General features: G+C 65.6%; 18 protein-coding genes and 1 pseudogene. 11 read left to right on the plus strand and 8 right to left on the minus strand.

The genetic code is table 11. From position 1 onward, the window contains the following. Nucleotides 1–2 precede the first annotated feature (2 nt). From acnA to KVP10_RS04060, 7 genes are all read left to right on the plus strand, one after another. Nucleotides 3–2,759, plus strand: a complete 2,757-nt coding sequence (gene acnA / locus KVP10_RS04030; protein WP_217963196.1) for an aconitate hydratase AcnA — start codon at nucleotides 3–5, stop codon at nucleotides 2,757–2,759. Continuing rightward, nucleotides 2,756–4,138 carry a dihydroorotase gene (locus KVP10_RS04035; RefSeq protein WP_217963197.1) on the plus strand — a complete coding sequence of 461 codons (1,383 nt, stop codon included), beginning with the start codon at nucleotides 2,756–2,758 and terminating at the stop codon, nucleotides 4,136–4,138. The genes acnA and KVP10_RS04035 overlap by 4 nt, the downstream gene beginning before the upstream one ends. 33 nt (nucleotides 4,139–4,171) lie before the next feature. Then, on the plus strand, nucleotides 4,172–4,888 hold the full coding sequence (locus KVP10_RS04040; RefSeq protein ID WP_217963198.1) for an isochorismatase family protein: 717 nt from the start codon (nucleotides 4,172–4,174) through the stop codon (nucleotides 4,886–4,888). A gap of 49 nt (nucleotides 4,889–4,937) precedes the next feature. Then, a complete protein-coding gene (locus KVP10_RS04045) occupies nucleotides 4,938–5,930 on the plus strand; it encodes a CobW family GTP-binding protein (RefSeq protein WP_217963199.1) in 993 nt (330 codons plus the stop codon). Nucleotides 5,931–6,153: 223 nt separating this feature from the next. Further along, nucleotides 6,154–7,077, plus strand: coding sequence for an isocitrate lyase/PEP mutase family protein (locus KVP10_RS04050; protein ID WP_217963200.1), 924 nt, complete (start codon nucleotides 6,154–6,156; stop codon nucleotides 7,075–7,077). A 33-nt stretch (nucleotides 7,078–7,110) separates the two neighbouring features. Then, nucleotides 7,111–7,905 carry an HpcH/HpaI aldolase family protein gene (locus KVP10_RS04055; protein WP_217963201.1) on the plus strand — a complete coding sequence of 265 codons (795 nt, stop codon included), beginning with the start codon at nucleotides 7,111–7,113 and terminating at the stop codon, nucleotides 7,903–7,905. Between the two features lie 28 nt (nucleotides 7,906–7,933). Continuing rightward, complete coding sequence (locus tag KVP10_RS04060; RefSeq protein WP_217963202.1) at nucleotides 7,934–8,923, plus strand: Bug family tripartite tricarboxylate transporter substrate binding protein; 990 nt, start codon at nucleotides 7,934–7,936, stop codon at nucleotides 8,921–8,923. 59 nt (nucleotides 8,924–8,982) lie between these two features. On the opposite strand, the gene KVP10_RS04065 is transcribed toward KVP10_RS04060, so the two are convergent. The 3 genes and pseudogenes from KVP10_RS04065 to KVP10_RS04075 form a co-directional block, all read right to left on the minus strand. Beyond that, nucleotides 8,983–9,888 (minus strand): LysR substrate-binding domain-containing protein, encoded by a 906-nt coding sequence (locus KVP10_RS04065; RefSeq protein ID WP_217963203.1) that lies wholly within the window; start codon nucleotides 9,886–9,888, stop codon nucleotides 8,983–8,985. Nucleotides 9,889–9,960: 72 nt separating this feature from the next. Next, on the minus strand, nucleotides 9,961–12,531 hold the full coding sequence (gene cphA / locus KVP10_RS04070) for a cyanophycin synthetase (RefSeq protein WP_217963204.1): 2,571 nt from the start codon (nucleotides 12,529–12,531) through the stop codon (nucleotides 9,961–9,963). Between the two features lie 73 nt (nucleotides 12,532–12,604). Continuing rightward, nucleotides 12,605–14,749, minus strand: a pseudogene (locus KVP10_RS04075) (cyanophycin synthetase); the annotation flags it as partial. Nucleotides 14,750–14,994: 245 nt separating this feature from the next. Here KVP10_RS04075 and KVP10_RS04080 point away from each other — a divergent pair. Both KVP10_RS04080 and KVP10_RS04085 read left to right on the plus strand, forming a co-directional pair. After that, entirely contained in the window at nucleotides 14,995–17,244 is a 2,250-nt protein-coding gene (locus KVP10_RS04080) for a cyanophycin metabolism-associated ABC transporter (RefSeq protein ID WP_217963206.1), read from the plus strand. Further along, nucleotides 17,228–17,731 (plus strand): cyanophycin metabolism-associated DUF1854 family protein, encoded by a 504-nt coding sequence (locus tag KVP10_RS04085; RefSeq protein ID WP_217963207.1) that lies wholly within the window; start codon nucleotides 17,228–17,230, stop codon nucleotides 17,729–17,731. The genes KVP10_RS04080 and KVP10_RS04085 overlap by 17 nt, the downstream gene beginning before the upstream one ends. 7 nt (nucleotides 17,732–17,738) lie before the next feature. Here KVP10_RS04085 and KVP10_RS04090 read toward each other — a convergent pair whose 3' ends face one another. Further along, on the minus strand, nucleotides 17,739–18,914 hold the full coding sequence (locus tag KVP10_RS04090) for a hypothetical protein (protein ID WP_217963208.1): 1,176 nt from the start codon (nucleotides 18,912–18,914) through the stop codon (nucleotides 17,739–17,741). Between the two features lie 390 nt (nucleotides 18,915–19,304). Here KVP10_RS04090 and KVP10_RS04095 point away from each other — a divergent pair, with 390 nt between their 5' ends. Then, nucleotides 19,305–19,931 carry a LysE family translocator gene (locus KVP10_RS04095; protein ID WP_217963209.1) on the plus strand — a complete coding sequence of 209 codons (627 nt, stop codon included), beginning with the start codon at nucleotides 19,305–19,307 and terminating at the stop codon, nucleotides 19,929–19,931. Nucleotides 19,932–20,127: 196 nt separating this feature from the next. Here the strand turns inward: KVP10_RS04095 and KVP10_RS04100 are convergent, their stop codons facing one another. After that, nucleotides 20,128–20,439 carry a high-potential iron-sulfur protein gene (locus tag KVP10_RS04100; RefSeq protein ID WP_088602096.1) on the minus strand — a complete coding sequence of 104 codons (312 nt, stop codon included), beginning with the start codon at nucleotides 20,437–20,439 and terminating at the stop codon, nucleotides 20,128–20,130. Nucleotides 20,440–20,809: 370 nt separating this feature from the next. Beyond that, the gene (locus KVP10_RS04105) at nucleotides 20,810–21,433 is read right to left on the minus strand and encodes a GNAT family N-acetyltransferase (protein ID WP_246600324.1); all 624 of its coding nucleotides are present in this window, start codon (nucleotides 21,431–21,433) and stop codon (nucleotides 20,810–20,812) included. A 219-nt stretch (nucleotides 21,434–21,652) separates the two neighbouring features. On the opposite strand from KVP10_RS04105, the gene KVP10_RS04110 reads away from it, so the two are divergent. Continuing rightward, nucleotides 21,653–23,119 (plus strand): M20 family metallopeptidase, encoded by a 1,467-nt coding sequence (locus KVP10_RS04110; protein WP_217963210.1) that lies wholly within the window; start codon nucleotides 21,653–21,655, stop codon nucleotides 23,117–23,119. Nucleotides 23,120–23,246: 127 nt separating this feature from the next. On the opposite strand, the gene KVP10_RS04115 is transcribed toward KVP10_RS04110, so the two are convergent. Both KVP10_RS04115 and KVP10_RS04120 read right to left on the minus strand, forming a co-directional pair. Further along, nucleotides 23,247–24,203, minus strand: a complete 957-nt coding sequence (locus tag KVP10_RS04115; protein ID WP_217963211.1) for a tripartite tricarboxylate transporter substrate binding protein — start codon at nucleotides 24,201–24,203, stop codon at nucleotides 23,247–23,249. An 84-nt stretch (nucleotides 24,204–24,287) separates the two neighbouring features. Then, nucleotides 24,288–25,874, minus strand: a complete 1,587-nt coding sequence (locus KVP10_RS04120; RefSeq protein ID WP_217963212.1) for an NAD-dependent succinate-semialdehyde dehydrogenase — start codon at nucleotides 25,872–25,874, stop codon at nucleotides 24,288–24,290. Nucleotides 25,875–25,881 lie beyond the last annotated feature (7 nt).

Raw genomic sequence — 25,881 nt, forward strand, 5'->3', positions numbered from 1 at the left:
CCATGATCTCCTCTCTCTCATTTCGCGACCGCGAGCTGCGCTATGCGGACATTGCCGCGCTGGCCCGTGCACATGGCCGGGACATCGCCGCATTTCCTTATGTCATCCGCGTGCTGCTGGAAAACCTGTGCCGCCACCGCGCCTGGGGTGCGGCGGTCGCGGACACGGAAATCCAGGCCCTGATGAATTGGCGGGAATCGGCCGGCACCGACCTCTCCCTGCGCGTAGCGCGGGTGATACTGCCGGATTCCAGCGGCCTGCCGGTGCTGCAGGATCTCGCCGCCCTGCGCGACGCCGTGGCGCGCCACGGCGGGGACCCCTCGGCCGTGGACAGCCACATTCCCGTGGACCTGATCGTCGACCATTCGCTGCAGGTCGACAACTGGGCGCGACCGGATGCGGTGGCGCGCAACCTGCATCGGGAATACGAGCGCAATGCCGAGCGCTACCGCTTCCTGAAATGGGCGCAGCAGGCATTCCGCGGAGTGCGCGTGTTTCCGCCGGGCACCGGCATCATCCACCAGGTCAATCTGGAATACGTGGCCGATGTGGTGGCCAGCACGCAGCGCGAGGACGGCCCCTGGGCATACCCCGATTTCGTCATCGGCGGCGATTCTCACACGCCCATGGTCAACTCGCTGGGCGTACTGGGCTGGGGCGTGGGCGGCATAGACGCCGAAGCCTCCATGCTGGGCAAAGCCTATACATTCCCCGTGCCCGAGGTCGTGGGCGTGCGCCTTAGCGGCCGGATCCAGGCCCCGGCGCTTACCACCGACGCGGCGCTGCTTATCACCCAACTGCTGCGCAAGGCCGGCGTAACCGGCTGCATGGTGGAATTCTTCGGGCCCGCCGTGGCGCACCTGGCGGTCGCCGAGCGGGCCACCATCGCCAACATGGCCCCGGAATACGGCGCCACCTGTGGCTTCTTCCCGGTCGATGGCCAGACCCTGGACTATCTGAGCCTGACAGGGCGTCCGCAAGAACGCATCGAGTTGGTTCAAGCCTACTGCCGCGCCAATAGCCTGTACCGCGGCGCGGACGACGTCCAGCCGCAATACACGCGCGTCGTCGACATCGACCTGTCCCAGGCCATGCCCAGCATGGCGGGCCCGAGCCGGCCGCAGGACCGCCTGCCCGTGGACACAATCGCCACCGATTTTCACTCCCGGCTGTATCGGCCGCGCGCGAAGGGAGGCTTTGCGGCCGATGCCGACGGCGCGCCTGGCTCGGCAAACTCCGGCTCCGCCGGCATCGCGCAAAGCGACGCCGGGCAACTGCAGCACGGCTCTGTAGTGCTGGCCGCCATCACGTCCTGCACCAATACCTCCAATCCCTATGTGATGCTGGCTGCGGGCCTGCTGGCGCGCAAGGCAGTCGAGCGCGGCCTGCACAGCGCCGCCTGGGTCAAGACTTCGCTCGCGCCCGGTTCGCGCGCGGTGACGCGTTATCTGGACGAGGCCGGCCTGTCGCCCGCGCTGCAAGCCCTGGGTTTCCACACTATCGGCTACGGCTGCACCACCTGCGGCGGCAAATCCGGCCCGCTGGATCCCGCCGTGGCGGACGAAATCGAGCGGCGCGGGCTGGTAGTCGCGGCGGCCTTGTCGGGCAACCGCAACTTCGAGGGCCGCATCCACAAGATGATCCGCGCCAACTATATCGGTTCGCCGCCCATGGTCGTCGCCTATGCCCTGGCCGGGCGCATCGACATCGATTTCGAGCGCGAACCCCTGGGCACTGATGCCGCCGGCCAGCCCGTCTATCTGCGCGAGCTGTGGCCCGCTACGTCGGAGATCGAGGCCCTGCTGCCGCTGGCACAGCAGCGCGCGCTGTTCCAGGCCGTGTACGACCCGGACAACTTCGACGCCGAAATGTGGCAAACCCTGCAGGCCCCCACCGGACTGTGCTTTCCCTGGGATCCCGATTCCCACTACCTGGTCGAACCGCCGTTCTTCCACGGCACGCCGGACGGCAAGGCCTTGGCAAGACTCGCAACCGACCTGCGCGAGGCGCGCGTGCTGGCCGCTTTCGGCGATTCGCTGACCACCGACCACATCTCGCCGGGCGGTGAAATCCCGGCCGAGACCCCGGCGGGGCAATACCTGCTGGATGCCGGCATCGCGCCGCGGGACTTCAATTCGTATGTGGCGCGGCGCTGCAACTTCGAGGTCATGACCCGCGCCACCTTCGCCAATATCCGCATCAAGAATTCACTGCTGCCCGAAACCGAAGGCGGCTATACGCGCCACTTCCCCGATGGGGAACAGATGACCATATTCGATGCTGCGCTCGCCTATCGGCGCGAGGGCCATGGCACGATCATCCTGGCAGGCAAGGAATACGGTACAGGCAGCAGCCGCGACTGGGCCGCCAAGGGATCGCAGTTGCTGGGGGTTCGCGCAGTGCTGGCCGAGTCGTTCGAGCGCATCCACCGCGCCAACCTGGTCGGGCTGGGGGTGCTGCCGCTGGCCTTCCTGCCCGGCCAAGGCTGGCGCCAGCTGGGCCTGACCGGCTCCGAGACATTTTCCTTCGAACGGATCGAGCAGGCCGTCGAAGGCGACGGCCAGGTCCAGGTGCGCGCCCGTCGCGACGATGGCACCACCGTGGACTTCCTCGCCGTGCCGCAAGTGCTCACCGAAGCCGAACGCCGCCTGATGGCCGACGGCGGCATTCCCCAGAGCGTGCTGCGCGGCTTCATCGGCGAACCGGCGCGGGCCGGCGCGCATGACTCTTCAATCCCGGACGACCGAGACCCTACATGACCCTGGATCTGCTCATCACCAACGCAAGGATAATGCTGCCCGGAAAGGGGCTGACCGAAGCCACGCTGGGCGTGCGCGACGGCCGCATCGCAGTCATCGCCGACCGCGGCGCCGACCTGGCGGCGCGCGAAACCCTGGACTGCGAAGGCCTCTGGCTGCTGCCGGGCGTGATAGACCCTCATGTGCACTTCGGCTTCGGTTCGCCCGAGACCGACTTCGAGACCGAGTCGCGCACAGCCGCCATCGGCGGCACGACTACCGTACTTTCGTTCCACAGGTCCAAGGACATTCGCGAATCCTGCGACGCGGCGCGCACACTCGGTGAAACGCAGAGCTGCATCGACTTCGGCTTCCATTTCGGCATCACCAGCCATTTGCATGTGCAGACCCTGGAGGAAATATCCGCCCGCTTCGGCGTATCGTCCTACAAGCTCTACATGATGTACAAAGGTGCGGCCGGGCTGGCCCAAGGCTTCACCGACATCGACGACGGGCTGCTGTATGCGGCGCTGCGCCAGGCGGCGCGCATCCCCGGGGCCATCATGGGAGTGCACTGCGAGAATGTGGAAGTGATCCCGCTGCTGCGCGACGAGCTGCGCGCCGCGGGCCGCGACGACCTCAAAGCCTGGAACCAGCAGAGCCCCGACTTCCTCGAGGCGGAGAACGTCCACCGCGTTTGCTATTTCGCCTCGAAGACCGGAGCGGCGGTCAATATCGTGCATCTGAGCAGTCGCGAAGCGCTGGACGAAGTGCGCCGCCATCGCCTGCGCCGCAACGGGCCGCCCATCTATGTGGAAAGCTGCCCACACTACCTCTTCCTGAACGACGAATCGCCGGCGGGCACCTATGCCAAGGTCAATCCCCCAGTCCGCAGCCAGGACGATGTCGAGGCCATGTGGGAAGGCGTGCTGGACGGCTCCATCACCACCATCGGATCGGACCATGTGCCACGCAAGCGCGCCACCAAGGACAAGACGATCTGGGCCGCCAGCAACGGCTTTCCGGGCACCGGCATGATCCTGCCGCTGATGCTGCACGAAGGCTACCATCGCCGCCAGGTTCCGCTGGCGCGCATCGTCGAACTGTGCGCGGCGAACTCCGCGCGCATCTACAACCTTCCGTCCAAGGGCGGCATCGAAGTCGGCAAGGACGCCGACCTGCTGGTCGTCGACCCGGACCTGGAAAAGGTAGTGGACCCGGCGACGCTGGAATCCCACGCCGACTATTCGCCCTATGAGGGCATGAAGATCAAAGGCTGGCCGGTGCGTACGCTGGTGCGCGGCCGCTGCGTCATGCAGGATGGCCGCATCACCGACGAGGCGCGCACCTATCCCGGCGGCCGCTACCTGCGGCGCGCGCAGTCCGATGCCGCATCCTGATATCCCCCACTACACCCCATAGGGAACATGACAATGAGCGATACGAAACGCATCTGGGACGACTTCCTCACCGACCGCGACAAAGAAGTGCTGAAGGTTGCCGGCTACGGCAAACGCGGCGGCTTCGGCAAGCGGCCGGCACTGTTCATCATAGACGTCCAATACAACTTCTGCGGCGATACTCCGCAGGAAATCCTCGAAGGCCTCAAGCAATACCGCACCCACTGCGGCAAGGAAGCCTGGGCTGCGGTCGAACACATGGTGCCGCTGTTGAAACTGGCCCGCGACAAGAACATTCCCGTGTTCTACACGGAAAGCGGACGGCGGCCCGATCTCATGGACAGCGGAGTCCAGGTAGGCAAGAACCATCGCGGCCAGGAGAAGACCGTGATCGCTCATACCCATGCGACCCAGACGGTCGAGCCGCTGGCCCCGCGACCGCAAGACATCCGCATCTCCAAGCAGAAGCCGTCGTGCTTCTTCGGCACCATCTTCATGAGCCACCTCAACTTCCTCGACGTGGACACCTTGATCCTGGTGGGCTGCACCTCTTCGGGCTGCCTGCGGGCTACGGCAGTGGACGCCTATTCCTACAACTTCAAGGTAATCATCCCCGAAGAAGCCGCCTTCGACAGGTTCCAGGCCAGCCACGCAATCAACTTGTTCGACTTGAACTGCAAGTATGCCGACGTAATTCCCTCTTGCGAAGTCGAACAGTACCTGGAGGACCTGCCGGTGCGGCAGGCCTGAGGCCGACGTGCCGCACCCGCTTGCCCAAGCGCAAACAGCGGCCGGCCGGATGCCGGTCATTCTGCTGACCGGATTCCTGGGCAGCGGCAAGACCACGCTGCTGGCCCGCTGGATACACCACCCCGCCTTTGCCGACACCGCAGTCATCATCAACGAATTCGGTGAAGTCGGGCTGGACCACGTGCTGCTGGAAAAATCCGACGATCGTGACGTCGTGCTGCTGGACTCCGGATGCCTGTGCTGCGCGATGAACAGCCCGCTGCAGGACAGCCTGGAAGATCTCTACTACCGCCGGTTGCGGGGAGAGATTCCCGCATTTCAGCGCGTAATCGTGGAAACCTCCGGCCTGGCCGACCCGGCGCCGCTGGTCAATACCCTGGCCGCGGATCCTTCCGTGGCGGCCCACTATGAATTCGCCGGTGTCGTCGCAACAATGGACGCCGTGCATGGCCTCGCCGCACTGGCCTCGTACAAGGAAGCAGCCACCCAGCTCGCCCTGGCCGACCGCGTCGTGGTCACCAAGACCGACGTGGCCGGGGCCGCGCAGGTACAAGCGGTGCTTGAAGAAGTAGCGCGCCGCAATCCTCACGCGCGGGCGGTGCAGTCCCCCGGGGAACGGCCCGACGACGCAGCGAGCGCAGCAATCGAAGGGCTGCAGGCGCACGCGCTGCCCGCGGCACAGGAAACTCCTCGCCCCCGCTCCGACAGATTCTCGCACCTGCTGCGCTATGGCATCGGCAGCTTCACTCTGCACACCGGCCAAGCCGTCAGCTGGCCCCAGTATGCGCGCTGGGTAGACGCCATGCAGCGCACGCTGGGCGAGCGCCTGCTGCGGCTCAAGGGCACTCTGGTCATGGAAGACGGCCACGTCTACGCCATACATGCCGTGCACCACCTGTTCAGTCCGCCCAAGGCCTTGCCCGACGACAGCGTGCCGCCCGCACTGCGCGGCGCACTGGTAGTGATCGCGCGCGACCTGTCGGCCGAAGATCTCGAGGAAATCTTCGCCCTGCTGGCGCAGGAACCTTCGGCGGCTCGTTGAAGGTTGCAGGCCCTGGCTCAGTAAGGCCAGCACCTCGCCGTCAGCGCGGCCGCGCTGGCACATGTCCTGGCGCAGCACCACTTCGTCGAAGGCGTCGCTACCTCCCGCCCCCGAATCATTTCAATACGCGTAACGATTGCGGCACTAGCTTTATTGATACGCTTGAGGTCGGTACCTATCATCGTATTCATCCGCACAGTATGAATCTTTGATTAGGGTGACCGTGTCCACGCAACGCCAGCAATTCCGTGCTTTGATCAACGCCCCCGAGCTATTGTTGCTGCCGGGCGCATATGACGCGCTTTCGGCCCGCATGATCGAAGCGGCGGGATTTTCCGCCATGGTTGCCGGAGGATACGCCGCAGTCGGCAGCCTGCTGGGCCAGGCGGACATGGGCCAATCCAATATGCGCGATCTCGCAGACCACTATGCCCGCATCTGCGCAGCCGTCGAGATTCCGGTCTATGCCGACGCGGACACCGGATTCGGTGGCGTCCACAATATACGCCAAGCCGTCCGCGCATTCGAAGACGCCGGGGTGGCGGGAATTTTTCTGAACGACCAGGTTTTCCCGAATCGCTGCGGCTACCTGCCTGGGAAAGCAGTAGTGCCAATAGAAGAAATGATGGCGCGAATCCACGCCGCCCTCGACGCGCGACGCGACTCCAGCCTCGTGATTTGCGCCCGCACCGATATCTTCTCGATTGAAGGCGAGAGCGCCGCTATCGAACGATGCCTGCAATTCATGGAAGCTGGCGTAGACATGGCCAAACCCCAGGGTATCGACTCTTACATGGGCATTTGCAAAGTGTGCCGGACGGTTCCCGGCCCGCACTTCGCAACCCTGTCGCAAGCGGCCGGTGAGACTGGACTGAGCTTCGAAGCGCTTCGGCAGGCGGGAGCCGCAGCCGCAACCTTGCCATCCATCGCGCTGTTCGCCGCCGCGCACGGGGTGACGGCCATGCTTCGTGCACTCAAGTCTGCACAAGGCGTCGCCGATGTCCGAGAACACCTCATCCCACTGCCGGACTATTACGGCCTGACGCGGCTGAAAGAACTGCATGAGAGGGAGACAGATTTGATGCAGCGTGCCATATCGGGGGCGGCGCAGGCGCGAGCCAACACGAAACTCCCTGCCCGAGATTGAATACCAGCCCTCCACCGTTATCGAAGGACCACAATGGCCATTGTTGAAAATCAGGCGCTCAAACGCATGCGTGCGGGCGAGCCGGCGTTGGGAATGCAGCTAAGGCTCGGCCGCAGCGGCGAAGTCGCCGGGGCCGCCAGGGCCAGCGGCCATGACTGGGTCATGATCGATCTGCAGCATTCGGGCATGGACGTGGCAACGGCTGTGGAAATATCGCTGGCTTGCTATGGCTTTGGCGTAACCCCGCTGGTGCGCATTCCGGATGTCGAATATGCCGACGCGATCCGGCTCTTGGATGCCGGCATTATGGGCGTCATTCTTCCGGACGTACGCACCGCCGCCCAAGCGCGGCGGATTGTCGAACGATGCAAGTTCGTTCCGGTGGGTACGCGATCGGTCACAGTGGGTTATGTCGCGCTAGGATACGAACCCCTACCCGTCTCGATCGCGGCGCAGGCGCTCAATAACGAGACCCTGGTGGTCTGCATGATCGAATCCGCGGAAGGGCTCTCCAATCTTGAAGAGATTGCCGCGGTCGAAGGCGTCGACGTGGTGCACCTGGGTTGCAACGACCTGTTGATGGATCTAGGTATTCCTGGGCAGTTTGACGGCCCGGAGCTGCGCGAAATCAATGTGCGCCTCATTAAAGCCTGCCGGGCCGCCGGCAATAAATTCCCCGGCAGCGGCGGCGACCGCAACGGGCCTCGGCAACGATCCTTTATCGAGGCGGGCGGCCGATTCGTGACAACGGACAGCGACCTGAGATTCATGGTGGCGGAGGCGCTCCGTCGTACCAACGAGTTACGCGGCGCAAGCGTCGCTTCCTGAAACCGCACGACAATTACGGAGACACTTCATGCCATTTCTCATACCTCGTCTAATGGCCTTAGGCACAGCATGCGTTTTCACTTTCCTGGCGCACGCCGCCGACGGCCCTATTCCTGGCACCCAACCCCTGCGCCTGGTAATCCCGTACCCCGCAGGAGGCCCTGCGGACGTCATGGGGCGACAGATCGCCGAGCGCCTGGGCAAGCGTATCCATAGAAGCATCATCGTGGAAGACAAGCCGGGGGCGGCAGGCGAACTCGGTAGTGCATACGTGGCGCATGCCGAACCCGACGGCACCACCATTTTGCTCAATTCTTCATCGATGTCCATCGACCCCGTGGTCAAGAAGCACCTCGGTTACAACGCACTGCGGGACTTCACGCCTGTAACGACCATGGAGATTTCTCCATTGGTGGTGCTGGTCAATCCGAAGCTGCCAGCCAAAAATATCGCACAGTTGGTGGCCTACGCAAAAGCCCACCCCGGCAAGCTGAACTATGGATCCTCCGGCCTGGGCTCATCCCTGCATATGGCAACCGCGCAGTTCGAATTGGCAGCAGGCATCAGGATGGAACACATTCCATACAAAGGCAGCAGCCAGAGCGTCATTGCAGCCGTCGCGGACGACATCCAGGTGCTGTTCAACCCGATTCCTGTCGCCTTGTTCTATGCAAAAAACGGCAATAAGCTGCGCGCACTGGCGGTGACTACGGCAAAGCGCAGCCCCATCTGGCCCGATCTGCCCAGTGTCTCCGAAAGCGGCATTCCAGGCCTGTCGCACTACGACGCAAGCATCTGGCATATGTTCTTCGTGCCGGCAAAGACGCCGACAGCGGTCGTCGACTATCTCAACGCCAACTTAGTGGCCATCCTGCATGAGCCCGACATGGTTCAATGGCTGCGCAACCAGGGTATGCAAGCGCTGGGCGACACTCCTGCAGAAGCAAAACAACGCATGACGACCGATATCGCACATTGGACCGAGGTGGTGCGCATGGCTGGAATAAAAAGCGAATAGCAACTCTTGGCCATCAAGCGCCAGCGTTTCATTGCAGCCGCAGTTTCTCCGGGGATGCTTCAATGCTGAATCAAGCGGCACTCGGCTGCAATGGCGAGCAAGTTCGGATCGCGTTCCCTGAGTTTCGGGATCAGCAGAACGATCTTCTGCCAAGTCCGGTACTTGGCACTTAAGGGGATCAGCTGCACCTTGGATGTAAATAGCGCTACACGGCGCGGCAGCAAGCCAAAGCCGATCCCATCCGCAACGAGGTTGGCGAGTGCAAAGAGGTTGGCAGCCCTCATGACGACATTGGGATCAAAGCCGGCCATATGGAAGATCGCTTTTTGGCTCTGAACAGTGTGAAAGTCCTGATTGAGCGAGACGAATTTTTCCGCCTTCGCCTTGTCGAGGTCGATCTCGTCGCGATCGGAATAGCGGGAATTCAACGGAGCAGCGAAACACACTTCGTCGGTAAAAAGTTCCAGGCTTACGAAATCATCACTGAACGCTTCGTCGCTGACCGTCGCAACCAATGCGACAGATATATCGCCCTTGCGCAACTTTTCGGCCAGCTCTCTTGTGGACCCCAGATTCAGATCCAGGCCCAGTTGCGGGCGCCGCGACTTGAGGCCGAACAGCAACTGGGGAATAGTCCGGACCGTCAGGGAGTATGCGCTGCCGATCACAAGCCGAGTAGCCTTGAATCCCGCAGCCTCCTGTGTTTTTTCAATTCCGAGGCTGCATTCGCTAACGACCTTCGCAGCGTGCTCCGCAAAAACATAAGCGGTGGACAAGGGCACGAGCATTCGCCCCTGGCGTTTGAACAGCGGACACCGCAGGCCGCTCTCTAGCGAATGCAGCGCCCGATGTACGCTTACGGTACTGTTATCGGTCGCATGCGCCGCTTCGCCGAGATTTCCGTATTGCATGAACGCCAGAAATATTTCCAGCTTTCTCAGAGTGATTTCTTCGCTGATAAGCATGGAATTCTCCGGAACAATGGCATCGTCTCAAAGATATAGACAATGCCATACCCTCCGTCACAATGCCAGCCTTCACGCAGCCTCTACGCGCCGCGCAATATGCGCCAGGGCCTCTTCGACCTGGTCGATCAGCACCAGGCACAGTTCGCCTTCCCGCAAGCTGTCCAGCGCCGTGTCTATGGCCAGGAACTCGCCGTGGATTTCGCTGATCTCCGTGGCGCGGCGGGCCCGTTGCAGGCCCTGGCGCAGCAGCGCCAGCACCTCGCCGTCGGCGCGGCCGCGCTGGCACATGTCCTGGTACAGCACTACCTGATCGAAGGCGTCGCCGAGGATTTCGGTCTGGCGCCGGATGTCGATGTCGCGGCGGTCGCCAGCGCCGCTGATCACCACGCTGCGCCGCGTGGCGGGCATGCTCTCCACGGCCTGCACCAGGGCCGTGATGGCGTCCGGATTATGGCCGTAGTCGGCGACGATGGTGGCGCCGCGGTATGAAAACACATTGAAGCGGCCCGGCGCGGTCGCCGCGTCGTTGACGAAGGAAGCCAGGCCCGAGCGGATGTCGGCCTCGGTTATGCCCACGGCCCAGGCCGCCGCGGCCGCCGCCATGGCGTTGTCGACCTGGAAGCCGATGGTGCCGCCGCGCGTCAGGGGAATCCGGGCCAATGGGAAACGCCATTCGGACGCGCCTTCGGCCAGCACGATGTCGCCGTTTGCGACGTAGGCCACGCGCCGGCCCTGGGCGCGGTGCGCGGCCAATATCGGATGCTGGCGGTCTTGCGCGAAGTAGGTGATGGAGCCCGGGCAATTCTCGGCCATGGCCGCGACAATGGGGTCGGCGGCGTTGAGCACCGCCATACCGTCGGGCGCGACGTTCTCGACGATGACGCGCTTGACGATGGCGAGGTCTTCGACGGTGCTGATGAAATTCAGCCCGAGGTGATCGCCGGTGCCGACATTGGTGACCACGGCGACATCGCAGCGGTCGAAGCCCAGGCCCTCGCGCAATATGCCGCCACGGGCGGTCTCGAGCACCGCGGCGTCCACGTCGGGATGCATGAGCACGTTGCGCGCGCTGCGCGGGCCGCTGCAGTCGCCGCTGTCGATGCGGTCGCCGTCTATGTAGACGCCATCGGAATTGGTCATGCCGACGCGCAACCCGGTGCCCGCGATCAGGTGCGCGGCCAGGCGCACGGTGGTGGTCTTGCCATTAGTGCCGGCCACCGCGACGAGCGGGATGCGGCCGTCTTCGCCGGGTACGAACATGCTGTCGACGATGGCCTCGCCCACGTCGCGGCCTTTGCCGAACGAGGGGCTCAGGTGCATGCGCAGCCCGGGGGCGGCGTTGACTTCGACGATGCAGGCCTGCTGGCGGTTCAACGGTTCGTAGACGTTCTGCCCCACCAGGTCGATGCCGCATACGTCCAGGCCGACCATCTGCGCGGCGGCCACGGCGTTTGCCGCCACATCGGGATGCACATGGTCGGTGACGTCGGTGGCGGTGCCGCCGGTGCTGAGATTGGCATTGTTGCGCAACACCACCAGGGCGCCCTTCTCGGGGATCGAATCGGGGCTGTAGCCCTGGGAGGCCAGGGTATTCAAGGCGATGCCGTCCAGCCGTATGCGCGTGAGCGAAGTGCCGTGCCCGTCGCCGCGCAGCGGATCGGCATTGACCGCGTCCACCAGTTCGGCGATGCGGCGCACGCCGTCGCCCACCACTTGCGGCGGATCGCGGCGCGCCGCCGCGACCAGGCGGTCGCCCACTACCAACAGGCGGAAATCGCGCCCCGGGCAATAGCGTTCGACGATCACGCCCGAGCCGCGGGTGGCGGCCACTTCGTAGGCCGCCATGACCTGCTCGCGGCCTTGTACATTCACGGCCACGCCCTTGCCCTGGTTGCCGTCGCGCGGCTTGACCACCACCGGCCCGCCGAGCTCGGCGGCAACCTCGCAGGCGGCCTGCGCGTCGTCGACGCAGCGTCCTTGCGGCACGGGCACGCCGGCCGCGGCGAGCAGCGACTTGGTCAGCTCTTTATCCTGGGCAATGGCCTCGGCGATGGCGCTGCTGTTGTCGGTCTCGGCCGCCTGGATGCGCCGCTGCCGGCTGCCCCAGCCGAACTGCACCAGGCTGCCTTCGGTCAGGCGGCGGTAGGGGATGTTGCGCTTGAGCGCGGCCTGCACGATGGAACCGGTGCTCGGCCCCAGGCGCAAGTCTTCATTCAATTCGGACAGGCGGGCCAGGGCGCCGGCCATGTCGAAAGGCTCGTCGCGCATCGCGGCGGCGCACAGCTCCTGCGCCAGGTCGAAGGCCAGCCGGCCCACATCTTCTTCGCTGTATTCGACCACCACCTGGTAGACGCCGGGCTCGACGGTCGGCGAACTGCGGCTGAACGCCACGGGACAGCCGGCATGCGTCTGCAGCCGCAGCGCCGCATAAGCCAGGGCATGCGCCATCGAGTCGGCATGGGCCAGCGCAGCGGGTTCCAGCACGTCGACATCGGGCAGCCGCGCGCGCAGCCTGACCGCGAAGGCGTCCATATCGGCCGGGCTCAACTCGGCCCCGGAGCAGGACACAATGGCTTCGATGACGGTCTGCCGGCACCACAGATTGGGGCCGCGCAGCGCCCGGACTCGCGATACTTCCATTATTTGACGACTCTCATATCAAACCCTAAGCCAGCGGCGCAGTGGCCAGGGCCGGCTCGGCGCCTTGCGCGCCATAGGTTTCGACACCCGCGCGCATCAGTTCCGGCGATACGCCCAGCGACCAGGCCGCGCCTGTGGCGGCCAGGATCTCGTACAAGCGCCCGGCAGACTCGCCCTCGGGCACCGGGCCCGCCGCCGCCAGGGGAGCCAGCTCGGTCAGCTCGGCGCCCTGCGCCAGCACGATATGGCCATCGCGCAGCGACACGGCCCTGCCGCCCGCGACCAGGTGGGCGGCCACGGCCGGAGCGTCGAGGCTCATGCCGAAGAACACCACGCTGCCATCGCACAGCGGCGCCATTTCGCACACCAGGGGATCGTCGGCATTGAGCACCGCCACTCCGTCCGGCAGCACTACGTCGATCTGGGTGCGCAGCACATTCGTGAGCTGTTCCTGCGTTTCTATGTAGTATTCGGGCAGCAGCGCAGCCGTATCCAGGTTCGTCACCACGCCGACCGCGCAGCGATCGTAGGCCAGGCCCTCGGTGACGATGGCGCGCAGGCCGTTTTCTATCACCGCGGCCTGCACCGCGCGGTTCAGCAAGATTCGCTGTCCCGACTGCCAATTGGCGCAATCGGCGGTTTCGACATAGCGGCGGCCCAGCATCAGCCCGGCGCTCGTGGCCGCGCCGACATAGCGGCCCGCCAGTTGCAGCATATGCGCCACCCGCAGCGCCACCGCGGTCTTGCCGCGGCTGCCGCTGATGCCGACCACGGGGATGCGGCCGCTGTCGCCTTGCGGGAACAGATGGTCCACGATGGCCTGGCCGACCGGCTGCGGCGTGCCGCAGGCCGGCTTCAGGTGCATGAGCAGCCCGGGGCCGGCATTGACTTCCACCACGGCGCCGCGCTGCTCGGCGAGCGGCGCCGAGATGTCGCACGCCACCAGGTCGACGCCGGCAATGTCCAGCCCGACGATCTTCGCGGCCAGCGCCACCGTCCGCGCCGTGCTGGGATGCACCGAGGCGGTGACGTCGATCGACACATTGCCGTTGCGCTGGATCAGCACGGTTCTCCCGGCGGCCGGCACCGAGTCGCCTTCCAGGCCCTGGCGCGCCAGTTCGAGGCGCGCGGCCGAATCCAGGCGTATGGGGTTCAGCGGCGATTCCTCGTCGCGGCCGCGGCGCGGATCGGAATTGATCTGGCTCTCGACCAGCTCGCGCACCGTGCTCGCGCCGTCGCCCACCACCGAGGCGATGTCGCCGCGCGCGGCGGCGACCAGGCGTCCACCCACCACCAGCAGGCGGTGTTCGTCGCCCTCCACGAAACGCTCGACCATCACGCCGCTGCCTTCGTCCACGGCGATGCCGTAGGCCGTCTCCACTTCCGCTTGCGTGGCCAGGTTGGTAAACACACCGCGGCCGTGATTGCCGTCGCAGGGCTTGACCACCACTGGCAGGCCTATGGACTGCGCCGCGTCCCAGGCATCTTCGGCGCTGTCGACCATACGGCCCTCGGGCACCGGCACGCCGCAGTCTTCCAGCAAGCGCTTGGTCAGGTCCTTGTCGCGCGAAATGCCTTCGGCAATGGCGCTGGTGCGGTTGGTCTCGGCGGTCCAGATGCGGCGCTGGTTGGCGCCGTAGCCCAGTTGCACGAGGTTGGCGTCGTTCAGGCGTATGGCCGGGATGTCGCGGTCGTCGGCGGCATCGACGATGCAGGCAGTGCTCGGCCCCAGGCTGAGCCGCTCCGCCAATTCGCGCAGGCGCTCCACGGCGGCCGATACATCGTAAGGCTGATCTTCGATGGCAGCCATGACCAGGTCGCGCGCGGTATACAGCGCGGCGCGCGTCAGCGGCTCGTGCCAGGCGCGCACGATGACCTTGTACACGCCGCGCACCGAAGTCTCGCGAGCGCGGCCCAGGCCGCCGGGCATGCCGGCCAGGCTCTGCAGTTCGAGCGTCACATGCTCAAGTATGTGGCCGGGCCAGGTGCCTTCGCGCAAACGCTGCAGGAACCCGCCGCGCTCGCCCACGCTGCAGCGGTGCTCGATCAGGGAGGGGAGCCACTGGCTCAGGCGTTCGTAGAACCCGGGAATGGTGTTGGAGGGGTAGTCTTCGAGCTCCCCGATATCGACCCAGGCTTCGATAACCGGGCGATACGCCCACACGTTCGGCCCACGCAGGTACAGCATGGAGACGAACTCGATGTTTTTCTTTTTCATCTTCGACGATGGAAGGCGGCGGCGAGCGGGCGCGTTGAAACGGCCGAAATTGTAGTGATTTACAAGCGTAAAAGGAAATCGCCCGCCGGTGGGGCCTGATAGTTGCGTAGCTTACTAAAAGATATGAAAATTGTGCGCCATAACGCGAAAAAACCACACTCTTTGCCCCGAAGGGACGGCCGCAAGCCGGGGGCCGCACTTCTTTCCATGGAACCCCATATCGGGGGACGGATCATACATCTCGCATGAAAACGGAATCCACCCACGCCGGCGCAGGCAGCGTCCCGGAGCCTTGGCGCGCGTCCGTGCAGTCGCAACTGGGCGAGGCCGAGGCGATACAGGCATGGATGGAAACCGACCTGGACACGCGCTTGCGCTTTGCGCGCGGGCTGCTGGTGCTGACGCAGCGGCGCCTGCTGGCCTGTGCGGCGCCGGGCGCGCCGTGGCAAGCCTGGCCGCTGTCGCCGGCCATGACGCTGCGCCACTACGACCACGCCGGCGTAGGCAGCCTGGAACTGCTGGACGCCCACGCGCGCCTGGCGCAATGGCGCTACACCATGGCGCAGCAAAGCGCCGCGCTGCGCCTGATCGCCCGCTACGAACAGCAGCGCGAAGGCCGCGCCGCCGACGAGCCCGGCAGTCGGCCGGCGCATGCGGCGCCCCAGGCAGGCTCAGAACCGCATGCGCCGCCTTCCACCTGGGCCCTGCTGCGCCTGTGGCGCTTCGCCGTGCCCTATCGCCGGCAATTGCTGATCGGCTTCACGCTGACCCTGTTGTCGACCGCCGCGTCGCTGGTGCCGCCCTACCTGACCATGCCGCTCATGGACAAGGTGCTGATTCCCTTCCAGAACGGCATCCCGATCGACTATGAACTGGTGCGCCTGTACCTGGGCGGCCTGCTGGTCTCGTCGCTGCTGGCCTGGCTGCTGACCTGGGGCCGCACCTATATCCTGGCCTGGGTCAGCGAACGCATCGGCGCCGACTTGCGCACCAGCACCTACCAGCACCTGCAGAGGCTTTCGCTGCAGTATTTCGGCGGCAAGCGCACCGGCGACCTGATCGCCCGCATAGGCTCGGAATCGGACCGCATCTGCCTGTTCCTGTCGCTGCACTTGCTGGACTTCGCCACCGACATACTGATGATCGTGATGACCTCGGCGGTGCTGCTGAGCATCGACCCCTGGCTGGCGCTGGCGACCCTGGTCCCCCTGCCCTTCATAGGCTGGCTCATCCAGTTGGTGCGCGGCCGGCTGCGCTATGGCTTCGAAAAAGTCGATCGCGTCTGGTCGGAAATCACCAATGTGCTGGCCGACACCATACCGGGCGTGCGTGTGGTCAAGGCCTTCGCCCAGGAACGCCGCGAAGTGCTGCGCTTTCGCGAGGCCAACAACCGCAACCTGGCCGTCAACGATCGGGTCAATGCCGTATGGTCGCTATTCACACCGACCGTTACTCTGCTTACCGAGGCCGGCCTGCTGGTGGTCTGGGCCTTCGGCATCTGGATGGTGTCCTACCAGCAGATCACCGTCGGCGTGCTCACCGCGTTCCTGGCATACATCAGCCGCTTCTACACCCGGCTGGACTCCATGAGCCGCATCGTCTCCTTCACCCAGCAGGCGGCGGCCGGCGCCAAGCGCATCTTCGACATTCTGGACCACGTCTCCAGCGTGCCCGAGCCGCGCAACCCGGTGCACCTGCAACAGGTGCAGGGCCGCATCGCCCTGCGCCAGGTGGGCTTCCGCTACGGCAACCGCATGGTGCTGCAAGGCATAGACCTGGACATCGCGCCCGGCGAAATGATAGGGCTGGTCGGCCACAGTGGCTCGGGCAAGAGCACCCTGGCCAACCTGATCTGCCGTTTCTATGATGTGTCGCAGGGGTCCATCAGCCTGGACGGCGTGGACATCCGCTCGCTGCCCATCGCGGAATACCGGCGCAATATCGGCGTGGTGCTGCAGGAGCCATTCCTGTTCTTCGGCACCATCGCCGACAACATCTCCTACGGCAAGCCGGGCGCCAGCCGCGCCGAGATCGTCGCTGCGGCGCGGGCCGCCCATGCCCACGAATTTATCCTGCGCCTGCCGCACGGCTACGACTCGCTGGTCGGCGAACGCGGCCAGGCGCTGTCGGGCGGCGAACGCCAGCGCATCTCGATCGCGCGGGCGCTGTTGATCGACCCGCGCATCCTGATCCTGGACGAGGCCACCTCGTCCGTCGACACCGCCACCGAGAACGAAATCCAGAAGGCGCTGGACAACCTGGTGCGCGGGCGCACCACGATTTCCATCGCGCACCGCCTGAGCACCTTGCGCCAGGCCGACCGGTTGGTGGTGCTCGATCGCGGCCGCATCGTCGAAGTCGGACGGCATGATCAATTGCTGGCGCGCAATGGCGCCTATGCCAGCCTGTACCAGGCTCAGGAACGCGGCGAACCGCCCGAATCCAGCAACGAAGACTGGGGGGACGAGGAAGATGAAGATGCCGAAGTCGCCTGAGCCGGGCGCGGATCATCCGCACACCGGGCGCACGCTGCCCCTGCGCCGCAACGCCTACGGCCGGCTGGAACTGGAACAAGACGGCGTCCTGCACGACGGCGTGGTGCCGGTGCGCAGCTTTCCGGTATCGGCGCCCGAGGAAGGCATTGCGCTGGTCGGGCCGCGCGGCAAGGAACTCGCCTGGATAGGCCGCCTCGACGAGCTGGAACCAGGCTCTCGCCGGCTGATCCAGGAAGAACTGGCCAGCCGCGACTTCATACCCGAGATCCGCCGCATCCGCCAGGTCTCGGGCTTCGCCACTCCCTGCAAATGGCAGATCGAGACCGACCGCGGCGATGCGGTGCTGCTGCTCAGGGCCGAGGACGACATACGCAGGCTGTCGGCCAACACCCTGCTGATCGCCGACTATTACGGCGTCCAGTATCTGGTGCGCGACATCGCGGCGCTGGACAAGGCCAGCCGCCGCCTGCTCGACCGATTCCTGTAAGCGGGGCTCAGGCGGCCTCTACCGGCATCGCGGCGCCCGGGAACACCAGTTCCGCGGTGCCGGGGCACAGGCAGCGCACATATTCGCGCGAGGCATCCACGCAACCGCCGTTGCGGTACACGCCGAACGGCTCGCGCAGCCGCAGCATGCGCTGCAGGATATCCGCCACTTCCTGCGGGTCGCGCAGCGACTGCGCCACCTTGGCGTCGACCAGGTCCTCGTCGACCTTGAGCTTGCCGTCGGCGCCCATGTAGGTGGCATTGCGCCAATGGAAGATTTCCACGCACTTGTCGGTCAGCGTGTAATGCTTGCGCGGCTTCCAGAAATTCGAGAATAGCCCTTCTCCCAGGTAGACCACCCAGGACCCCTCGTAGCCTTCGGCGTTGGTGGAAGGCTCGTCGGGGTTGCGGAACCACAGGCGGTCGCCCGGCACGTAGTACCTGAAGGGCATGGGCTGCTCCAGCGAGCCGTACTCGTGCAGGAATACATCGTGGAATTCCTCCGCCAGGATGGCGCGCGTCTCCCACTGCCGCTGCAATTCGGCCAGCAGCGGCGGATTCCATTCGGCCAGGCCGCGCGCTATGCCCAGCAGCATCACGTATTCGGTGGCCCGATAGCAGGAAAAAGAATAGAGCTTGCCGCCGGAGTTCTCCGGCTGGGTGGTTTTTTCCAAAGCGGGAATCAAGGGTTGGCCGGGGCGCAGCGTGAAACCGCGCTGTTCGGAATATTCTTCCCAGCAATCCATGGGACGCTCGGCTTCCTCCGTGTCGAAGGCGAGCAGCGTCTTGCGCGCCGCCTCGACGGTGTAGCGGCGCACCCGCACGCTGCAGCGCAGCTCTGCGCAACTGGGGTAGGGAAAGGCCATCGGCCCCAGCAGCATCGCCAGCAGGATCTCGCGCTCGAGATCCGCGGGCTTGCCGTGCGTGTCCAGGCCCAACGCGTGCGCCAGGCCGAAGGTGTCGAAATCGGGGGCCCACTGCCGGGCTCGCTGCTCGTCCAGCCGGAAAACCGCAAGTTCGCGGCCGTCCCGCACTTCGCGCCGCATCGTCACATAGGCGTCGAGGCCCATTTCCGCCAGATAGGCCCGCACGGCGCCGCTCTCGGCATCCAGATCGCGCCCCACCCCTCCCTGTAAACAAATGCCGCCGGACTGTGTTGCGACATAACCATGGACTTCGGACATACGGGTACCTCTGCGGCACGGAGGGGGAGTTGTAGGGATGCGCAATCTTATTCGATTTCCTTGCCGCTCCAGCCATTTCCCACTCGTTTATCGGCGCCTTTTTATCTCGACTGTTTCCATGGCGCCACGGCGCCGCGCAGCTTGGCGGACAAGGACCGCTACCGGACATGGGCGCATGCCGGGCAAGAACCCTCGACGACGTTCGGGCAAGCCGTGTTTCGGGTATATTTTGCGCAGGCCCCGCGCCGAGCTTTGCTCTCGGCCGGCGCCGGTCGTTATGCGGCGCGGCGTCTCGGGAGCAGCATAGTCTTCCCATAGCCAGCCTTGCATGCCGGCGGCTGGCCGGCCGCGCCGCCGCATAGGCCCGAACTTTCCCGCACGGAGAACAATATGATCGACCTGCCCACACTGGGAACCTTCATCGCCGTGGTGCTGGGCCTGTTCCTGATACCCGGTCCGGCGGTATTGCTGGTGCTGACGCGCACGATACAGGGCGGGCGCAAGGTGGGCATACTCACGGGGCTGGGCGTGGCGACAGGCGACTCGATCCATACCTTGTGCGCCGCTGTAGGCCTGTCGGCGCTGCTCATGGCGTCGTCGCTGGCCTTTACCGCGGTCAAGCTGTGCGGCGCGGCCTACCTGGTCTACCTGGGGGTGCGCGCGCTGCTGGCCCGGCCCGCCGACCCGACGCTGCCGCGCATGGCGGCCGTCACGCCCGCGCAGGCCTATCTGCAGGCTATCCCCGCCGAAGTGCTCAACCCCAAGACCGCGCTGTTCTTCCTGGCGTTCCTGCCGCAGTTCGTGCATCCCGGCCACGGCTCGACCCTGGCCCAGTTCGCCGTGCTGGGGCTGGTATTCGTATCGATGAGCGCGCTCTATACGACGCTGCTGGCCGTGGCGCTGCGCCCCCTGGGCCGGCTGGCCGGACGCCTGCACTGGCTCGTGCGCTGGCAGGGCAAGATAGTGGGGACGATATTCTTGTGGCTGGGCCTGACGGTGGCAGCCCAGCATCGATAATCGTATTGCGGTCGTGACGGCGGGCGCGTTGGGCCGGCCGCGCTACCCTGCGGCCTGCGCCGCACATGGCGCCGCGTTTGCATCCTTCAACCCGGCCGCCTCAACGCGATTGCCACGGCACAACCGCCATTCCAACTTCAAATCCATGCAGCCGGGTCGCGGCCGGCCTGCGCCCGCTGCGACCCGATCGGCGGAATCAAGCTTTCTTGGTGTAGGCGCTGCACCAGCCTTTGACGGACACCAGCTTGCCGCCGAAGATCGGACAGGGGCCCCAGTCTTCGCCGGCCTTGCCCTGGAACAACTGGCAATTGCCGCAGTGTTCGCCAGCCGTGTACTTGGGTTGCTTGGCCTTGTCGACCAGCGACGCGTCATGCTTGTAGCCCAGCGACACCGCTGTGGGATCGCTTTCCTCGACCTTGGCCGGCTCGGCCAGCACGCGGCCCGACAGGGCCGCGGCGGAAGCCAGCCCGATGCCGGCCGCCAGGAAAGTTCGTCGGGAAGATTTCATTGCAGACTCCTTGTGTAGCCCACCGCGCCGGCTTGCGGCCGGTGGCGTGAAGACCGGCTTGCCGGCGCATGCACGTCACACGCCGCCCGTCGGCCGGGTTAATTCCCAAGGCGGCATGTCTATGTGGTGTTCTGTGTGTTCCAGGCCGGCCTGCTTCTTCTCCTTTTTTATAGTAGGAGTCCCGAAAGGTGAATACAAGTCGGGCCGCGTAGGTCGGGCCGTGCAAGCCGGGCGGCGCAGGTCGAAGCACGCAGGCTGAGCCGCTCAGGTCGCGCATAGGCCGAGCCACGCCAAAGATCCCGCCACGCAGGCCGGGCTGCAGATCGATCCACCTGGCCCGTGCCACGCAGGCCTCGGCATCGGCGCCGGCCTATCCCCCAGCTCGACCTTGCAACCTTGCCTGCAGCATGGCCTTCACCTCGGGCCATTCCGTATCGATGATGCTGAAGCGCACCGAATTGCGCCGGCGGCCGTCGGGCATGATGCGCTCGTTGCGCACGATGCCTTCCGGCCTGGCCCCGAGCCGCATGATGGCCGCGCGCGAGCGCGCATTGAGCTGGTCGGTGGTGAACTGGACGCGCACGCAGCGCATGGACTCGAAGGCGTGCTCGAGCATCAGGTACTTGGCCTCGGTATTGATGCCGGTGCGCTGGGCCGAGGCCGACAGCCACGTCGAGCCGATCTCGAGCCGGCGGTTGGCCGCGTCGATCTTCCAGTAGCGTGTACTGCCCACGATCCGGTCCGTGTCCTTGCGCACGATCACGTAAGGCATCACGCTGCCTTCCTGCTTGCGGGCCAGCGCCGCCGCGATGTACTGGCGCACGGTCTGCGGCCCGGGCACCACCGTCACCTTCAGGTTCCACAGCTCGCCGTCGGCTGCCGCTTGCAGCAACGCCCCTTCGTGCTCGAGCCCCAGGGGCCGAAGCTCGACCAGGCGGCCGCTCAAGGTGGGTTGGGAAATGCCATTGTCGTTGTGCATGATGCCGTCGCTCATGGGTCGGATTGGTGGCCGCGGCGCTGCAAGGCCGGGCAGCCATGGTGCGCGGACCGCCCGGAGGCGACCCGATAAAACCCGGTATAGCCACTTCTTCAACGCATCGGCCGCTGCAACGCAGCTTCCAGCCAGGGAACACTATGCGACCCCGCGGCCGGTGTCAACAGAACGGGGACAGGCGTAAAATTTCCAGGTACCGACCCGACCGAGGCACCCGCGATGAACGCACGCATTCCCGAGCAGGCACTGCCCGCCCAACTGGATCCGCAAACCCTGCGGGACTTCGTCAACGCCAAGTGGGACGACGAGATCGTGCCCGCCCTGCGAGACTATATCGCCGTGCCCGCCAAGAGCCCCGCCTTCGACGCGCAGTGGGCCGAGCACGCCTATATCGACCGCGTGGTGCGCGACGCCGCGACATGGATCGAAGCGCAGAAAATCCACGGCCTCACCCTGGAGGTGCTGCGCCTGCCGGGGCGCACCCCGGTCATCTTCTTCGAGGCACCGGCCACCCGCAGCGGCCCGGGCGACACGGTGCTGCTCTACGGCCACCTGGACAAGCAGCCCGAATTCACGGGCTGGCGCAACGGCCTGGGCCCCTGGACGCCGAAATACGACGATGGCAAGCTCTACGGCCGCGGCGGCGCCGACGACGGCTACGCGGCCTATGCCTCCATCACGGCCATCCAGGCCCTGGACCGCCAGGGCGTGCCGCGGCCGCGCTGTGTCGGGCTGATCGAGACCTGCGAAGAATCCGGCAGCTACGACCTGCTGCCCTATGTCGACGCGCTGCGCGATCGCCTGGGCGAAGTGGCGCTGGTGGTGTGCCTGGATTCGGGCGCGGGCAATTACGACCAGCTCTGGATGACGACCTCGCTGCGCGGCCTGGTGGCCGGTACGCTGGAAGTGCAAGTGCTCGACGAGGGCGTGCATTCGGGAGACTCCAGCGGCGTCGTGCCGTCCAGCTTCCGCATCCTGCGCCACGTGCTCGACCGCCTGGAAGATAGCGCGACAGGCCGGCTGCTGCCGCAAAGCTTCCACTGCGAAATCCCCGCCGAGCGCCTCGACCAGGCCGAAGCCACCGCCCGCGTCCTGGGCGACGAAGTCTGGCGCCGCTTTCCCTGGAGCTGTGGGGCCGACGGCGGCTTCGTGCTGCCCATGACCACCGAACCCCGCCAGGCGCTGCTGAACCGCACCTGGCGCCCCACCCTGTCGGTGACCGGCGCCGAAGGCCTGCCGCCGCTATCCAGCGCCGGCAACGTGCTGCGCCCGCGCAGCGCCTTCAAGCTGTCGCTACGCCTGCCGCCGCTGGTCGACGCCGTCGCCGCCGTGCAGGAACTGAAAACCCTGCTGGAGGCCGACGCGCCCTACAACGCCAAAGTGATCTTCAAGCCCGACCAGGGCGCCGCCACCGGCTGGAATGCGCCGCCGACCGAAGCATGGCTGGAACAGGCGCTGGACGCCGCCTCGCAGCAGTACTACGGCGCCCCCTGCGGCTACATAGGCCAGGGCGGCACCATACCGCTGATGAGCTTGCTGCAGACCGGCTTTCCCAAGGCCCAGTTCATGGTCTGCGGGGTGCTGGGCCCGCAGTCCAACGCCCATGGCCCCAATGAATTCCTGCACGTGCCCTACGCCAGGAAGCTGACGGCGGCGGTCGCACAGACGATTGCGGCGATGCCGTAAGGCCCGGGCTCGCCAGCGCCTTGCAGTCAAAGACTTAGACGCCGGCCATGGGCTCGGCGATAGTGCCTCTCGGCAAGCAGGGCCTGGGTCGTACCCCCGGGTCTTGGGCTCTTTACTTGGCCCGCGCCTACTTGGCCCGCACCGCATCCTTCAGCAACACGTGGCTCTTGGAATATTCCTCCACCATCACCTTCTTGAACTGCGCGCCCGTAAGGTAGGCGGGCGCCGCCTCCAGTGTCTTCAGCGTCGACAGATAATGCCGCGAATTCACGCCGTCGGCGCAGGCCTTGCCGAGCATGGTCCTGGCATTGGGATCCAGGCCCTTGGGCGCGATCAAGCCGCCCATGATGGACCATGTCACCTTGTAGCCCAGCTCGGTAAAGGTCGGAGTCGAAGGCGCCTCTTTCAGTCTCGTGTCCGAAGCTACCGCAAGCTGCTTCAAGTGATGCGCCGCGGCCACGGCGCTGGTGCCGAAATATACGTCCACGTGCTTGCCCAGCAGGTCTATCACGGCCTGCCCTTCCCCTTTATAGGGAATGTGGGTCATGGAAATGTGCGCCTGCTTCATGAGGTCCAGCGCAGCCAGGTGCGGCAGCGTGCCGGGGCCCACGGTGGCGAAATTCAGCTGGTCCGGATGGGCCTTGGCATACTTCACCACGTCAGCCAGGGAATTGAAAGACGAATCGGGACGCACCACCATCAGCACCGGCACGGCATAGATGCGGCATATGTATTCGAACGAATCCAGCGTGTATGGAACCTTCTGGATATGAGGCAAGGTGGTCAACGCGGCGTCGGCAATCGCTCCGATGGAATAACCGTCGTGCGGCAAGCGCGCGATCGAGGCCGTGCCTATGGTGCCGCCCGCGCCTCCGCGGTTGATGACGACGACGGACTGGCCCAGCGACTTGGACATTTCGCTGGCCAGTACGCGCGAGACCGTATCAGTCATGCCGCCGGCCGGAAACGAGACGATCATATCCACCGACTTGTCGGGGTAGGACGATGCCGAGGCGGGTGCCACCATGGCGACCGCCATGCAGACGGCGGCGGCCGCCGCCAGTGCGGATTTGCGCGAATTCATGAGTGATCTCCTTTGGTATGGATTTTCCGGCTGGCCCATGTCATCAACGGCCGTACCGGCGATTTTGTTAACGGGATGCCGCTGTCAAAGGGACGCCTGCGCCACGAACTTCGTGACCAGGTAGGCTCCCAGGCCTTCGACCCCGCCCTCCGAGCCGTAGCCGCTTTCCTTGATGCCGCCGAACGGGGCTTCGGCCAGCGAGACGGCAAAGCTATTGATCCCCACCATGCCCGCCTCCAGCCCGGCCGACAGCGCCATCATCGTCGCGGCCGAGCTGCTGAATGCATAGGCGGCCAGTCCGTAAGGCAGGCTGTTGGCGCGCAGCAGGGCTTCTTCCAGTGTGTCGAAGCGGGCAATGGGTGCCACCGGCCCGAAGGTTTCTTCGCGCATTGCCTTGGCCTCGTCCAGCAGTTCCGCCAGCACGGTAGGCTGCCAGAAGAATCCCGGCCCCTCGGCACGCGCCCCGCCCGTCAGCACACGGCCGCCGCGGGCGGCCGCGTCTTCGACGAAGCCGGCCATCGCCGCCAGGCGCCTGTCGTTGGCCAACGGCCCCATGGTAGTCGAGGCATCCGTGCCGGCCCCCAGTCGCAGGGCGGCAGCGGTCCGGGTAAACACTTCCACGAAACGCTCGTAGGCGCCTCGCTGCACGTAGAAACGCGAGGGAGCAATGCACACCTGGCCCGCGTTGCGGAATTTGAAGGCGGCGCAGGCCTGCGCCGCCTGCTCGACCGACGCATCGTCGAAGACCAGCACCGGCGCATGGCCGCCCAGTTCCATGGTGCAGCGTTTCAGGCCATGCTGCGCGGCCAGCGCCGCCAGATGCTTGCCGACCGCGATCGATCCGGTGAATGTGATCTTGCGGATCTGCGGCGCGCGTATGAGGAATTCCGATATTTCGGAAGGCACGCCGAACACCATGTTCAAGACGCCGGCGGGCAGGCCCGCATCCATGCAGGCGCGCGCCAGTTCGATGGCGGTGCCCGGGGTTTCTTCCGCCGGCTTGATGATGCAGGAACATCCCGCGGCCAAGGCCCCGGCGATCTTGCGCGCCGGCGTCAACGCCGGGAAGTTCCATGGCGTGAACGCGGCCACCGGCCCCACAGGCTGCTGCACCACCAATTGCTGCGTAGTGTTGTTGCGCGCCGGAATCACGCGGCCGTACAGTCTGCGGGTTTCCTCCGCATACCATTCGAATATTTCCGCGGCGCCCGCCACCTCGCCGCGGGCCTCGGCCAGGGGCTTGCCTTGTTCCAGCGTCAGCATGCAGGCGATCGACTCCTGCCGCTCGCGTATCAGCGCAGCGGCCCGCATCAAGACGCGCCGCCGTTCGATGGCGGGCGTGCGCGACCAGACCGCAAAGCCGTCTTGCGCCGCGGCCAGAGCGCGCTGCAGATCCGCCGTGCAGGCGTGCGGCACCTTGCCCAGCGGCTCGCCGGTGGCCGGATCCAGCAGGTCTTCGGCCGCGCCTTCGCCGCCGTCGACCCATGCGCCGCCGATCAACAGCTTGAGCCGGGAGAATTGCCGTCTTGCGGATTCCACGGCGGCCGGGAATTCCGGGCTTGCGGCCGGAGCGCTTCCGCCGCCGTTCGGCGCGCCCACGGCGCCGATCGGGCCGGGGCCGTGCTTGGCCTCGTCCCGGCGGACCGAGTTTGTGCTTGGGTTCGTGCTCATATTCATT

The organism is Candidimonas humi (assembly GCF_019166065.1).
In the GTDB taxonomy this organism is placed as follows: Bacteria; Pseudomonadota; Gammaproteobacteria; order Burkholderiales; family Burkholderiaceae_B; genus Candidimonas; species Candidimonas humi.